Source organism: Mycoplana dimorpha (genome assembly GCF_003046475.1).
GTDB classification, from domain to species: Bacteria; Pseudomonadota; Alphaproteobacteria; order Rhizobiales; family Rhizobiaceae; genus Mycoplana; species Mycoplana dimorpha.
On sequence record NZ_PZZZ01000008.1, the window covers coordinates 207,778 to 222,133 of the forward strand.

General features: G+C 65.4%; 12 protein-coding genes. 8 read left to right on the top strand and 4 right to left on the bottom strand.

Annotation, left to right across the window (positions count from 1 at the left end):
• The first annotated feature begins 59 nt into the window (after positions 1–59).
• The 6 genes from C7449_RS18655 (at position 60) to C7449_RS18680 (ending at position 5,184) form a co-directional block, all read left to right on the top strand.
• Positions 60–1,058 (top strand): ABC transporter ATP-binding protein, encoded by a 999-nt coding sequence (locus C7449_RS18655; RefSeq protein WP_108004406.1) that lies wholly within the window; start codon positions 60–62, stop codon positions 1,056–1,058.
• On the top strand, positions 1,055–2,005 hold the full coding sequence (locus tag C7449_RS18660; RefSeq protein WP_108004407.1) for an ABC transporter permease: 951 nt from the start codon (positions 1,055–1,057) through the stop codon (positions 2,003–2,005). The genes C7449_RS18655 and C7449_RS18660 overlap by 4 nt, the downstream gene beginning before the upstream one ends.
• Positions 1,995–2,807, top strand: a complete 813-nt coding sequence (locus C7449_RS18665; protein WP_108004408.1) for an ABC transporter permease — start codon at positions 1,995–1,997, stop codon at positions 2,805–2,807. The genes C7449_RS18660 and C7449_RS18665 overlap by 11 nt, the downstream gene beginning before the upstream one ends.
• A gap of 31 nt (positions 2,808–2,838) precedes the next feature.
• A complete protein-coding gene (locus C7449_RS18670; protein WP_108004409.1) occupies positions 2,839–4,266 on the top strand; it encodes a gamma-aminobutyraldehyde dehydrogenase in 1,428 nt (475 codons plus the stop codon).
• A 115-nt stretch (positions 4,267–4,381) separates the two neighbouring features.
• Positions 4,382–4,555 carry a DUF1328 domain-containing protein gene (locus C7449_RS18675; RefSeq protein ID WP_108004410.1) on the top strand — a complete coding sequence of 58 codons (174 nt, stop codon included), beginning with the start codon at positions 4,382–4,384 and terminating at the stop codon, positions 4,553–4,555.
• Positions 4,556–4,677: 122 nt separating this feature from the next.
• The gene (locus C7449_RS18680) at positions 4,678–5,184 is read left to right on the top strand and encodes a hypothetical protein (RefSeq protein WP_108004411.1); all 507 of its coding nucleotides are present in this window, start codon (positions 4,678–4,680) and stop codon (positions 5,182–5,184) included.
• Positions 5,185–5,218: 34 nt separating this feature from the next.
• On the opposite strand, the gene C7449_RS18685 is transcribed toward C7449_RS18680, so the two are convergent.
• The gene (locus tag C7449_RS18685) at positions 5,219–5,791 is read right to left on the bottom strand and encodes a cysteine hydrolase family protein (protein WP_108004412.1); all 573 of its coding nucleotides are present in this window, start codon (positions 5,789–5,791) and stop codon (positions 5,219–5,221) included.
• A 123-nt stretch (positions 5,792–5,914) separates the two neighbouring features.
• Between C7449_RS18685 and C7449_RS18690 the strand changes: the two genes are divergently transcribed.
• A complete protein-coding gene (locus C7449_RS18690) occupies positions 5,915–6,361 on the top strand; it encodes an Lrp/AsnC family transcriptional regulator (protein WP_108004413.1) in 447 nt (148 codons plus the stop codon).
• Between the two features lie 99 nt (positions 6,362–6,460).
• Here the strand turns inward: C7449_RS18690 and C7449_RS18695 are convergent, their stop codons facing one another.
• The 3 genes from C7449_RS18695 to C7449_RS18705 form a co-directional block, all read right to left on the bottom strand.
• Positions 6,461–8,005, bottom strand: a complete 1,545-nt coding sequence (locus tag C7449_RS18695) for a trimethylamine methyltransferase family protein (protein ID WP_108004414.1) — start codon at positions 8,003–8,005, stop codon at positions 6,461–6,463.
• A gap of 219 nt (positions 8,006–8,224) precedes the next feature.
• Positions 8,225–10,672, bottom strand: coding sequence for a GcvT family protein (locus C7449_RS18700; protein WP_108004415.1), 2,448 nt, complete (start codon positions 10,670–10,672; stop codon positions 8,225–8,227).
• Positions 10,669–13,119 (bottom strand): GcvT family protein, encoded by a 2,451-nt coding sequence (locus C7449_RS18705; RefSeq protein WP_108004416.1) that lies wholly within the window; start codon positions 13,117–13,119, stop codon positions 10,669–10,671. The genes C7449_RS18700 and C7449_RS18705 overlap by 4 nt, the downstream gene beginning before the upstream one ends.
• Before the next feature lie 286 nt (positions 13,120–13,405).
• On the opposite strand from C7449_RS18705, the gene C7449_RS18710 reads away from it, so the two are divergent.
• On the top strand, positions 13,406–14,254 hold the full coding sequence (locus C7449_RS18710) for a LysR family transcriptional regulator (RefSeq protein WP_108004417.1): 849 nt from the start codon (positions 13,406–13,408) through the stop codon (positions 14,252–14,254).
• Positions 14,255–14,356: the final 102 nt, after the last annotated feature.

The window sequence follows — 14,356 nt, forward strand, 5'->3', positions numbered from 1 at the left end:
CCCGCCTGCGCAAGGAAACTGGCCGGCATGCCGGGGCAAAACATAACATCGGAGTTCCCATGACCGCCGTCCTGTTCGAGAATGTTTCCCGCCACTTCGGGGCCGTGCGCGCCGTCGACAGCGTGAACCTCGCCATCGCCGAGGGCGAATTCTTCGCCATGCTCGGCCCGTCCGGCTCGGGCAAGACCACGTGCCTGCGGCTGATGGCCGGCTTCGAGCAGCCGACCGGCGGGCACATCGAGATCTTCGGCGAGACCGCCGAGGGCGTGCCGCCCTACCGGCGCAACGTCAACACCGTGTTCCAGGACTATGCGCTCTTCCCGCATCTCTCCATCCTGGAGAACGTCGCCTACGGGCTGATGGTCAGGGGCATTGCCAAGGCCGAGCGGCTGAAGGCGGCCGAGAACGCTCTCGCCATGGTCAAGCTTCCCGGCTACGGCAGCCGCCGCCCTGGCCAGCTTTCGGGCGGCCAGCGCCAGCGCGTGGCGCTCGCCCGGGCGCTCGTCAACCGCCCGCGCGTGCTCTTGCTCGACGAGCCGCTCGGGGCGCTCGACCTGAAGCTGCGCGAGCAGATGCAGGAGGAGTTGAAGGCGCTGCAGAAGTCGCTCGGCATCACCTTCGTGTTCGTCACCCATGACCAGGGCGAGGCCCTTTCGATGGCCGACCGCATCGCCGTCTTCAACGAGGGCCGGGTGCAGCAACTGGGGACGCCGGAGGACGTCTACAAGCGGCCGCAGACCCGCTTCGTCGCCGACTTCGTCGGTTCGTCGAACGTGTTGGCCCCGTCCTTCGTCCACAGCCTCGGCTATCCCGCCCGCTACGCAAGCCTGCGTCCCGAGGCGCTGGCACTCGGCGAAGGCGGATCGAACGCCAGGCGCTTTTCCGGCACCGTGGTCGCGACCAGCTTCCTCGGCGCCACCAACCGCCTGACTGTTGAGGCAGCGGGCACCCGAATTGCCGCCATGCTTCCGGCCTCGGCCGCCGTTCCGCCGCAGGGCACGGGCGTCACCCTTTCGTTTGCAGCAGAAGACCTGCACCTGATGGACGAAGCCGCATGAGCGTGGTCGCCGAAAACCCCATCCTCGCGCGCCGGACAAGCACGTTCGGACGCCTGTCGGATTATTTCTGGCTCAATCCGAAGCTTTTTCTCCTGATGCTGCTCGCCCCGCCGCTACCCTGGCTCGGCATCATTTATCTCGGTTCGCTCTTCGCCCTGCTCCTGCAGAGCTTCTTTTCGATCGACGAGTTCTCCGGCCTCATCAACTACGAGTTCACGCTGGACACTTATCGTCAGCTGTTGATCCCGGCCAATTTCGACATCATCCTGCGCACCGTGATCATGGCGGCGCTGGTGACGCTCGCGTCTGCCCTGATCGCCTTTCCGATCGCCTATTACGCAGCCCGGTACGCCCGCGGCAAATGGAAGGCGCTGTTCTATCTCGCCGTCATGCTGCCGCTCTGGTCGAGCTATCTCGTCAAGGTCTACGCTTGGAAGCTGATCCTTGCGAAGGAGGGCATCCTCAACTGGGGGTTTGCCAAGCTGCACCTGACCTGGCTGCTCGACGCCTGGCTGGCGCTGCCGGTGGTCGGCGGCAACTCGCTGTCGATCAGCTACACCGGCACCTTCATCGTCTTCGTCTATGTCTGGATGCCGTTCATGATCCTGCCGATCCAGGCGGCGCTCGAACGCGTGCCGGTGAACCTGATAGAGGCCTCCGCCGACCTCGGCGGCAATCCCGGGCAGACCTTCCGCCACGTGCTGTTCCCGCTGGCGCTGCCGGGCATCATCGCCGGCTCGATCTTCACCTTCTCGCTGACCCTCGGCGACTACATCATCCCGCAAATCATCGGCTCGTCGCGCCTGTTCATCGGCCAGGCCGTCTACGCCCAGCAGGGCACGGCCGGCAACATCCCGCTTGCCGCCGCCTTCACCGTCGTGCCGATCGTCATCATGGGCTTCTACCTGTGGATGGCCAAGAAACGGGGGGCCTTCGATGCGCTCTGACCGTTCCTCCGCTCCCATGAGCCTGAAGATCACCGCGGCCGCAGGCCTGCTGTTCATGCACCTGCCGATCCTGCTGATCTTCGTCTATGCCTTTACCACCGAGGAAAAGAGCTACCAGTTCCCGCCGCCAGGCTTCACGCTCAACTGGTTGGCAGTGGCCTGGAACCGGCCGGACGTGTGGGCGGCGCTCAGTCTCTCCGTCCGCGTGGCGTCAATCGCCACCGCCGTGGCGCTGGTGCTCGGCACGCTGTGTGCGGCGGCTGTCAGCCAGACCCGCTTCTTCGGCCGGGAGGCGATTTCGCTGCTCGTCATCCTGCCGATCGCCCTGCCCGGCATTATCACCGGCATCGCGCTGCGCTCGGCATTCTCGTTTGCCGACATTCCCTTCTCGTTCTGGACGATCGTGCTCGGCCACGCGACCTTTTGCGTCGTCGTCGTCTACAACAACGCCGTCGCCCGCTTCCGGCGCATCTCCGGCTCGATGATCGAGGCCTCGATGGACCTCGGCGCCGACGGCTTCCAGACGTTCCGCTACGTGATCCTGCCGAACATCGGCACGGCGCTTCTCGCCGGCGGCATGCTCGCCTTCGCGCTGTCGTTCGACGAGGTGATCGTCACGACCTTTACCGCCGGCCAGCAGCAGACGCTGCCGATCTGGATGCTGGAGGAACTGGTGCGGCCGCGCCAGCGTCCGGTCACCAACGTGGTCGCCATGGTGGTGGTGCTCGTCACCTTCCTGCCGATCCTCGCCGCCTACTACCTCACCCGCGAAGGCGACCAGATCGCTGGCGCCGGCAAGTAACAACAGCCTTGGGACAATGGGAGACCTTGTGATGGATACGCAGATGCTGATCGGCTCGCGCTTCGAGGCCGGCACCGAAACGGAGGAGCACATCCTCAACCCGAAGACCGGCGAGACCGTGGTCAACCTGCCGGAAGCCTCGCATGCGCAGATCGACGCCGCCGTCGACGCGGCGGAGAAGGCCTTCACCTCCTGGTCGATGACAACGCCCGGCGAGCGCTCCAGCTATCTGCTGAGGATCGCCGATGCGATCGAGCGGGATGCCGACGGCTTTGCGGCGCTCGAATCGCTCAATTGCGGCAAGCCGATCAACGCCGTCCGTAACGACGAAATCCCCGCGATCGTCGATTGCTGGCGCTTCTTCGCGGGCGCGGTGCGCTCCATGCATGCAACCGTCGCCGGCGAATATCTGCCCGGTCACACCTCGATGATCCGCCGCGACCCGGTCGGCATCATCGGCTCGATCGCGCCCTGGAACTATCCGCTGATGATGATGGCCTGGAAGCTGGCGCCGGCGATCGCCGGCGGCAACACGGTCGTCTTCAAGCCGTCCGAACAGACGCCGCTGACCGCCCTGAAAATGGCGAAGCTGCTCGCCGACATCCTGCCCGAAGGCGTCGTGAACATCGTGCTCGGTCGCGGCGAGACCGTCGGCAACGCGCTGATCAACCATCCGAAGATCAACATGGTCTCGATCACCGGCGACGTCGCCACCGGCAAGAAGGTGCTCGCCGCCGCCTCCAAGACCGTGAAGCGCACCCATCTCGAGCTCGGCGGCAAGGCGCCGGTCATCGTCTATGACGATGCGGACCTCGACGCGGTCGTAAACGGCATCCGCGCCTTCGGCTACTACAATGCCGGCCAGGACTGCACCGCCGCCTGCCGCATCTATGCCGAAGACGGCATCTACGAAAGGTTCGTCGCCGACCTGTCGTCGGCCGTGTCGAGCATCCGCTTCAACCAGGCCGACGACACCGAGAACGAAATCGGCCCGCTGATTTCGAAGCGCCAGCGCGACCGTGTCGCGAGCTTCGTCGAGCGTGCTGCCGAAGTGAAGCACATCGAAGTGACCACCGGCGGGCGGCCCGGCAGCGAGCAGGGCTTTTTCTACCAGCCGACGGTCGTCGCCGGTGCGACGCAGGAGGACGAGATCGTCCGCCGCGAGGTGTTCGGCCCGGTGGTCTCCGTGACGCGTTTCTCCGGCGAGGACCAGGTGCTTGCCTGGGCCAATGACAGCGACTACGGCCTCGCCTCGTCGGTCTGGACGAAGGACATCTCCAAGGCGATGCGGGCCGCCGCGCGGCTGCAATACGGCTGCACCTGGATCAACACCCACTTCATGCTGTGCAACGAGATGCCGCATGGCGGCGTCAAGCAGTCGGGCTATGGCAAGGACATGTCGATCTATGCGCTGGAGGACTATACCGCCGTCCGGCACGTGATGATCAATCACGGCTGACCTGCGTTGCGACCGGCCCGGCAGACGCACTGCCGGGCCGCTCCTGCCACACTAGCAATCGAGGAACAATTCCCGTCCTCCGTGCGTCTATCCCGCATCAACGGAGAACGACGCAATGCTTAAATGGGCCCTGATCTTCCTCGTCATTTCGCTGGTCGCCGGCTTCCTCGGCTTCCGCGGCGTCTCGTCCGCCGCGGCCACGGTGGCAAAGATTCTCTTCGCCATTGCGATCATTCTCTTCGTGATTTTCCTGATTCTCGCCTACATGGCCGGAGGTGGCGTCATTTAGGCCAGGCGCCGGGTTCGACGCGAGCGCCGCCCGGCACCGCCCTGTGGAACAGGCACGGCGGGCCGCTGGCAGGGCTTTTGGCTTTCCGCGCATCACGCTATATGGACATCAGGAGGACCTTGATGTTCTGGGCATTCGCTGTCGTCGCCGTCGCAATACTCTACCTTGCCGTGCGCTATAAGAAGTTCCAGAGCTGGGTCGAGCCCGTCCTCACAATCGCGGTCGCCTTAGGGCTGGCCGTCGCCCTGCTCCTGTGGTTCACGGAAAACCGCAGCGTCGCCCCGGTACCGGCCCCTCCCGCCGATACGATCGCGCCAGAGGAAATCGAGCTGTCGGACCTGCAGTTCGCCCCCGGCCAGCCGGCGACCAGCTACCGCGTCACCGGTACGATCACCAACAAGAGCGCCGTCGCGCTCCAGTCCTTTCGCCTCGACATCACCCTTGCCGACTGTCCGGGCGAACCCTGCCGATCGCTCGGCACCGACAGCGCGCTGATCATCGCGCGCGTGCCGCCCGGCCAGACGCAACCCTTCACCACCTTCGCCGTTTTCACCGGCGGCGATCTCGTGCCGGTGAAGGCGCCTCGCTGGTCCTGGTCGATCAGCGACGTGCGGCCGCTCGCGCGGTGAGTTCCGGCAAGCTCCGCAGCTTTGGAAAGATGTGCTAGGCGGGAACGCCCAGGGTTTCGAGCACATCGGCCGTCCGCACGACTGTCGCGAACTCCTCGCGCAAGGTCGCAACATGGGCGCGGTGGATCTCCCGGGCCGGGATCATGCCGCCATCGCCGTCGGGCAGGTCAAAGCAGTCGCAGGCATCCTCGACGAGGATGACGCGCAGGCCGAGATTTGCGCCGACCCGCACGCTCGTCGACACGCACATGTCGGTCGAGATGCCGAACAGCACCACCGTATCGACGCCGAGACGCCGCAGCCGCAGGTCGAGATCCGTGCCGATGAAGGCGGCGTTCACGCTCTTTGTGACCAGCGGCTCGCCCGGCAGCGGTCCGAAGCCGGGCCGAAAGGCGTTCCCCGGGGCCCCGGGCCGAAGCGTCGAGTTCGGCTCGACGCTGTCGTGGCGGACGTGGATCAACGGTCGGCCGGCAGCGCGCCAAGCCGCAAGCAGCGCGAGGCCGTTCTCGTCGACCTTGTCGTTCCAACGGCTGGGCCAGGGGGCTGTGTCGAAGGCCTGCTGCATGTCGATCGGAATGAGGGCGGCGTTCTGGGGGATTGTCGGCATTCGGGTTCTCCGTGGGTGGATGATCGGGTGAATGACCGGACCGTAGTTGCTTGTTCGTCCGATTTCGTGCAGCAAGGTGACGGACGACCGGACGAACGTCCGCTAGCAGTTGGAAATTTCCGGATGAACGTACTTGACGAGAAAGACCGGCTCCTCATCGCCGCACTTCGAGCGGACGCCCGCAAGAGCCTCGTCGAACTGGCGCGCGACTGCGGGCTGTCACGCAGCGCCGTGCATGAACGGATCCGGCGACTGGAGGACAAGGGCGTGATCGCCGGCTATACCGTCCGCCTCGGCGCCGATCGGGACAGGCCGGGCGTTGAGGCATTGATCGCCATCTGCTTTCAATCGGGGCGGAACTGCGACCACGTCGTGCCGCACCTGACCGGCATCCCCAGCGTCGTCACCTGCTGGTCGCTGGCCGGCCCGACCGACCTGATGCTTCTTGTCGAGTGCGCCTCGAATGCGGAACTCGACACCGTGCGCCGCCAGATCGCGACGACGCCCGGTATCGCCACCGTGCAGACGCATGTTTCGCTGCGCACCCACTTCGATCGCCGCGGCGGTTGACGCTGAAGCGCATGGCGAAAGTCAATCGCGTATCCGCTTCAGCCCAAGTTATTGTGGCTGCTTCTCCCGGAACCGGGTCCCGGTTCCGGGAGACAGACTTCAGAAATAGATCTTGAACTTCTCGCGCACCGCCAGGTCGACATCGCGGTCGAACAGCGGCCGGCCGGCCTCCGAAAGAATCCGGTTCTTCCGTTCGATCGCCTTGGCGACCAGGTCGGGCTTGCCGATCTCGGCCCACTCCTTCGGGCTCGTGCGGTCGGCGACGGCCGGATAGACATACTCCGTCTGCATCAGCGACAGCGTCTGCGGATCGCCGAGGTAATGGCCGGGGCCGCCCATGCAGACCGAACGCATGGTCTCGAGCGAAACCGAATCCTCGGTCACGTCGATGCCGCGGACGCAACGCTGCACCTGGCCGAGCAGGTCGTCGCCGAGCACGAGGCTTTCCATGCAGAAGCCGAGCAGCGAGCCATGCATGCCGACGGCTTCGTAGACCATGTTTAGGCCCGACAGACCGGCCATGACGTTGGAGATCGCCTGTTCCCAGCCCGCCTGCATGTCGGGCAGCTTGGAATCGGCGATGCCCGCCGCCGCGCCTCCCGGCAGCCCGTAGAACTGGTGCATCTGCGCGCAGCCGGCCGTCAGCAGCGCCTGTTCGCCCGAACCGCCGGACATCGCGCCCGTCCTGAGGTCGGAAACGAAGGGCCAGGTGCCGAAGATCGCCGGATGCCCCGGCGCCATGGCGTTGACATAGACGACACCCGCCAGGCACTCGGCGACCGCCTGCACGATCGCGGTCGCGAGCGGCGCGGGTGCGGTGGCGCCCGCCTGCCCTGCCGAAAGCAGCAGGATCGGCATGCCGGCCCGGATGCAGGCCTCCATGGTGATGCAGCTCTCCTCGGCGAACTTCATCGGCGGCACGACGAAGCAGTTCGAGTTCGACACGAAGGGCCGTTCGCGCCACTTGTCCTCGCCGCCCGCCATCATGTGGATGAGGTCGAAGCAGCCCGCCACGTGCGAGGGGTCGGAGAAGCTGGTGCCGACATGCTTGGACGTGCCGGCGCAGCAGGCATAGAGCGTGTTGATGTCCATCAGGAAGTTGTCGGCCACGTCGCGGCAGACCATCGCCCGCTGGAAGAAGTGAATGTTGTCGAGATGATGGACGAGCTGGGCGGCGTTATAGAGGTCCTTCGCCGTCGATTCCCGATATTCGCGCTTTTCCACGTCGACGATGTGGACCGCAGCGCCCGCCGTGCCGTAGTAGACGCGCGTGCCGGACAGTTCCAGGTCGTACTTCGGATCACGGCCATAGAGCGTGATGTCGCGTGCGGCGACTGCCAGCATGTCCTCCACCAATGCGCGGGGGAACCGGATGCGGCCGTCTTCGCCCAGGATCGCGCCAGCGCCGGTCATGATCTCGATGCCGGATTTCGGCGCGTTGGACAGGCCGATGTTCTCCAGCGCATCGAGCGCCGCCTCGTGGATGCGGCGCACGCCTGCCTCGGTCAGCGGCTTGTACTGGCCACCCGGCAGGCCGGGCCGGACCGGCCGGATGTTTTCGGCCAGAGGCGCGGCCCGCATGGCGACGCGCGCCGCGCGTCCGCCGGCTCGCCGCGAGTTCTGTGATGCTTCGACAATGCTCATTTCTTTCCCTCCCGCCCTCAGGCGCCCAGTTTTGACGCACCGCCTGCCCCTCCTCCAAGGTTCGGCGGTTGCGTGCCGGGGCGAGATTTTTCCCTCCCCGGCGGTCGATTTTGGCACTTCCTGCCAATCCCTCACGAACCGTGAGGGATTGTGCTATCTCGCGCCGCCTCCTCTGTTCTGGCTACGGACGGGCGGCGGCAGGCGGGTGGGCGATACAGGTTACATCCGTACCCGCGCCGCCTTCGGATCGTACATCGGCACCAGCGACGCTTCCGCCTTGACCCGCACGCCGGCGATCTCGACCTCGTAGCTGGACGCCAGCACCTGCTCCTCGCTCTCGCCCTCGCAGGGCACATAGCCCATGCCGATGGCGCCGCCGAGATGATGCCCGTAGTTGCCCGAGGTGATGATCGAAACGATCTTGCCGTCGCGCACCAGCGCCTCGTTGTGGAAGAGCAACGGTTCGGGATCGGCGAGCTTGAACTGCAGCATCCGCCGCTTCAGGCCTTCCTCCTCCTTGCGCAACACCGCGTCGCGGCCGATGAACTCGCCCTTCTTTGTGCGCACCGCAAAGCCGAGGCCGGCCTCGAGAACGTGGTCCTCGTCGGTGATGTCATGACCGAAATGGCGGAAGGCCTTCTCGATCCGGCAGCTGTCGAGCGTATGCAGGCCGCACAGCTTCAGGCCGACGTCAGCACCTGCCGCCTCCAGCGTCTCGAACACGTGCGCCGTCTGGTCGGTGGAGACGTAGAGCTCCCAGCCGAGTTCGCCGACATAGGTGACCCGGTGGGCGCGGGCCAGCCCCATGCCGATCTCGATCTGCCGCGCCGAGGCGAAGGGATGGCCTTCGTTCGAAAAGTCGTTGGGGCTGACCTTCTGCATCAGCTCGCGCGCCTTCGGCCCCATCACGCAGAGCACGCTTTCGGCTGCCGTCACATCGGTGATGACGACGAACTCATCGCGGACGTGCTTGCGCAGCCATGCAAGGTCGCGCTGCAGCGTCGCGCCGGGCACGACGAGGAAGAAGGCGGTCTCGGACAGGCGCGTTACCGTCAGGTCGCTCTCGATGCCGCCGCGATCATTCAGCATCTGCGTGTAGACGATGCGGCCGGGGGTCACGTCCATCTGGTTAGCGCAGAGCCTTTGCAGGAAGGCGAGCGCATCGCGGCCTTCGACGCGGATCTTGCCGAAGGAGGTCATGTCGAACAGGCCGACGCCGTTGCGCACCGCCAGGTGCTCCTCCTTCTGGTTCTCGAACCAGTTCTGCCGCTTCCAGCTGTAGCGGTATTCCCGCTCCTGCCCTTCCTTGGCGAACCAGTTGGCGCGCTCCCAGCCGGCGACCTCGCCGAAGACGGCGCCGCGAGCCTTCAGGTGCTCGTGGATCGGCGAGCGGCGCACGCCGCGGGCCGTCGCCATCTGCCGATAGGGGAAGTGGTCGGCATAGAGCAGGCCAAGCGTCTCGGAGACACGGTCCTTCAGATAGGCGCGGTTCTTCTGGAACGGCTGGGCACGGCGGATGTCGACCTCCCAAAGATCAAAGGGCGGCTCGCCGTCGTTCATCCACTGCGCCAGCGCCATGCCGGCGCCGCCGGAGGAGACGATGCCGATCGAGTTGTAGCCGGCGGCGACCCAGTAGCCCTTCAGTTCCGGCGCCTCGCCAAGATAGTAGCGGTCGTCCGGCGTGAAGCTCTCGGGACCATTGAAGAAGGTATGAATGCCGGCGGTCTCCAGCATCGGCAGACGGTTGATGGCGTTTTCCAGGATCGGCTGGAAATGGTCGAAATCCTCCGGCAGCTGGTCGAAACAGAAGTCCTCGCGGATTCCCTCCATGCCCCAGGGCTTGGCCTTCAGCTCGAAGGCGCCGATCAGCATCTTGCCGGCGTCTTCCTTGTAGTAGGTGCATTCGTCCGGCACGCGCAGGACGGGGAGCTGCTTCAGGCCGTTGATCGGCTCGGTGACGATGTAGAAATGCTCGCAGGCGTGCAGCGGCAGCGTCACGCCCGACATGTCGGCGAGGGTGCGCCCCCACATGCCGGCGGCGTTGACAACGTTTTCCGTCTCGATCGTGAAGGTCTCGCCGTTCTGCTCGCAGGTGACGCCGGTGACGCGACCGTCCTTCGTCAGCACCGAGGTGACCTTGACGCCCTCGATAACGGTCGCGCCGTTCTGCCGTGCACCCTTCGCCAGCGCCATCGCGATGTTGGCCGGGTCGCACTGGCCGTCAAGCGGCAGGTGCACGGCCGCCTTGACGTCCGCCGTGTTGAGGTGCGGGTACATCGCCTTCACCTCGTCGACCGATATCTCGCGCACGTCCACGTCGAAGGCGCGGGCCAGCGAGGCCTGGCGATAGATCTCCTCCTTGCGCTCCTCGGTAAGCGCCACCGTCATCGAGCCGCACTGCTTCATGCCGGTGCCGATACCGGTCTCCGCCTCCAGCTTGACGTAGAGGTCGGCCGAATACTTCGCGAGCCGCGTCATGTTCTGCGAGGCGCGCAACTGGCCGATCAGACCGGCCGCGTGCCAGGTCGTGCCGCAAGTCAGCTGCTTGCGTTCGAGCAGCACCACGTCGGTCCAGCCGAGCTTGGCGAGGTGATAGGCGACCGAACAGCCGGATACGCCGCCGCCGATGATCACGGCTCTCGCCTTGGAGGGAATGGTCTTGCTCATGCACGCAGTCTTTCATTGTTGGGATCATAGAGTGGTCCGTCCGGCTGGACGGTAGCCTTGAAGCGGTCGCCGTAGATCTCGACCTCGATTTCCGTGCCCGGCTCGGCGAGGTCGGCACGCAGCATCCCGAGCGCGATCGACTTGCCGGTGCGGTAGCCCCAGTTGCCGGAGGTGGTCTCGCCGACCACCTTGCCGCCGTGCCAGAGCGTCGACATGTAGGGGGCGTCGCATTCGCCGGCCTCCACCGTCAGAAGCACGAAGCGCTTGGAAATGCCCTGCTGCTTTTCGCGCTCCAGCGCCGCCTTGCCCTTGAAGGCAGGCTTGGACCAGTCGACGAAGCGCTCGAGCCCGCCCTGCAGGATCGTGTAGTCGGTCGAAAGATCGCCCTTCCAGGCACGGTAGCCCTTCTCGATGCGAAGCGAGTCCAGCGCCTCCATGCCGAACGGCTTCAGCCCGTGCTTCTGGCCGGCGGTCCAGACGGCATCGAAGATCGTCGCGGTGTCCTCGACCTTGCTGTGGATCTCCCAGCCGAGCTCGCCTGCGAAGGACACCCGCACCAGCTGGCACCAGCGGCCGGCGATCTGACAGCTCTGGTGCGTCAGCCAGCCCCTGGAAAGGTCGGCGTCGGAGACCTCGGCCAGAATCGCCCGAGAGTTCGGGCCGGAGAGAATCTGGCAGGAGAAGTTGTCGGTGACGTCCTCGATCGTGAAGGCGGCATCGTTCGGCAGGTGCTTTTTCAGCCACTCGAAATCGTGCCACTGTGCCGTCGCCGCGGTGATCAGGAAGAAGAAGTCCTCGTCCAGCATCATCACCGACATCTCGGTGACGATGCGGCCCTTGTCGTCGGCGAAATAGGCAAGGCCGATGCGGCCGGGCTTCGGCAGCTTGCCGGTGGTGAGCGTCGACAGCCAGGCCGTCGCCCCCGCACCCTGGACGCGGAAGCGCGAGAAGCCGGGAAGATCGAGGATGCCGGCGGCCTCGTGCACCGCGCGGCATTCCTCCTCGATGCGCGGCCGCCAAGGGCCTTCGCGGTTCCAGGTCTGCGTTGCCTGCTCGGAGGTATCGTCACCGGGCTTGGCATACCAGTTGGCGCGCTCCCAGCCGTTGAAGGGCTTGAACTGCGCGCCCAGCGCCTTGACCTGGTCGTGGATCGGCGAGAGCTTCCGGTCGCGCCCGGCCGGCCAGGCGTGCTTCGGGAAATGCATCGCATATTCGTGGCCGTAGATCTCCATGCCCTTGGCGATGCAGTAGTCCTGGTCCGCGGCGAAGCTGGTGTAGCGGCGCGGATCGCAGGACCACATGTCCCACTCCGTCTCGCCTTCGGTGATCCATTCGGCCAGCACCTTGCCGGCGCCGCCCGCCTGGCAGATGCCGAAGGTGAAGACGCAGGCCTCGAACGCGTTCGGCACGCCCGGCATCGGGCCGATCAGCGGATTGCCGTCCGGCGCATAGGGGATCGGCCCGTTGATCACCCGCGACAGTCCGGCGGTGCCGAGGATCGGCACGCGTTCGCAGGCGTCGTTCAGGTACCATTCCAGCCGCTCCAGGTCGTCCGGGTAGAGCTGGAAGGAGAAATCGTCCGGCATCGGATCGTCCGGCGTCGTCCAGTGCGCCTTGCAGTTCCTCTCGTACGGCCCGAGGTTCATGCCGTTCTTTTCCTGGCGCAGATAGTAGGAACTGTCGACGTCACGCAGCAGCGGCAGCTTGTGGCCGACCTCCTTCGACCAGGCGGCGAGTTCCGGGATTTCCTCGAACAGGACGTACTGGTGGCTCATCACCATCATCGGCACGTCGCGGCCGAACCACTTGCCGACCTCGCGGGCGTAGTAGCCTGCGGCGTTGACGACGTATTCGCAGCGGATCTCGCCTTGCGGCGTCGAGATCACCCACTCCTCGTTCTCCCGGCGGGCGCCGGTCGCCGGGCAGAAACGGAAGATCTTCGCACCCATGTCGCGCGCGCCCTTTGCCAGGGCTTGCGTCAGCTGCGCCGGGTCGATGTCGCCGTCATTGGGATCGTAGAGCGCGCCGGTCAGGTCGTGCGTCTCGACGAAAGGATAGCGGGACTTGATCTGGTCCGGCGTCAGGATATCGAGGTCCATGCCCTGGTACCGGCCCATGCCGACGACGCGCTTGAACTCCTGCAGGCGCTCCTTGGAGTGGCCGAGGCGGATCGAGCCGGTGACGTGGTAGTTCATCGGATAGTCGACCAGCGCGCCCAGATCGCGATAGAGCGAGGCCGAATAGCGCTGCATGTTCATGATCGACCAGGAGGCGGAGAAGGTCGGCACGTTGCCGGCCGCATGCCAGGTCGAGCCTGCCGTCAGCTCGTTCTTCTCCAGAAGCACGCAGTCGGTCCATCCGGCCTTGGCCAGATGATAGAGCGCCGAGGCGCCGACAGCCCCGCCTCCGATGATGACGACGCGCGCATGTGATGGCAAGTTCGACATGGTATTCCCCCCTGATGCAGGCGAGTTGTGGCAATCAAATCGATCGGCGGCAAGCAGGCAGAATCCGCTTTATTAATCGAATAATTCGATTAATGTGAAACCGGATACGCTTGGAAGCTTCACCCTGATGCGCTCGTCGGCAGCTTCTTCCAACCAGGTGGGAGAATGTCCCTGAACGCCTCTTCGCTCTCGCGATGTCCGAGGCGCTACAGGGCCGCTGAAGCTGCGCCGAGGCCGGAGGGTACCGACGGCCGATGAAGGGTAAGTTCCGCAGCCGGGCACGCACATGCAGATCGAACTGATCGAAACCTATCTGGACCTGATGGAGACCCGCAGTTTCAACCGTACGGCGGAGCAACTGAACGTCACCCAGTCGACCGTGTCGCATCGGATCAAAGCGCTGGAAGGCGTGCTCGGCCGGCCGCTTTTCACCCGCAGCAAGGGCGGCACCCAGCCGACCGCGGCCGGATTGCGCTTCCACGACCACGCCAAGGCCCTGCAGCACCAGTGGCACGAGGCCGCGCGCGCCGTCGAGTCGGCCGGCGCCTATGAACGCTCGATGCGCATCGGGCTCCAGCACGACCTCGCGGCCCATTATGCCGGCGACTGGCTTGCGACCATGCGCAAGGAACTGCCGGGCACGTCGATCTATGTGGAGGTGGACTATTCCATCCAGATGAACCGCGATCTCGCCGCCGGCGAACTCGACCTGGCGATCCTCTACACGCCGCACTACCTGCCCGACCTGCACTACGAGCGCATCGGCGACGTCCTGTACGAACTGGTCAGCAACAAGGTGACGACCATCGCCGACATCCGCCCGGAGGATTACATCCAGGCTGTCTATTCGCCAGCCTTCGACCGCCTGCATCGCCAGGCCCACCCGCACCTCTCCGCCGCGCCGATCGCCAGCGGCGAGACCACGGCGATCATCGCCCTACTGACGAAGCTCGGCGGCTCGGCCTACGTGATCGAGGCCGACGCGCGGCGACTGTTGCGAACCGGCGCCGTCAACCGCGTCCAGGGCGCGGAGCCGATCCCGCAAACCGTCTATGCCGCTGTCAACGTGCGCACCCGTCACGCCCATCAGCACCGGCGGCTGATCAATACCATGCAAGCGCTGCTGAACGGCTGATCGCGCTTGACGGCCGGTAAACGCGGGTGACGGCGATTGCCTGATCCGGCTCCGGACGCGTGATCTGCCCCATTCGGGAAGAGCTCCGCCCATTCGCAAGGG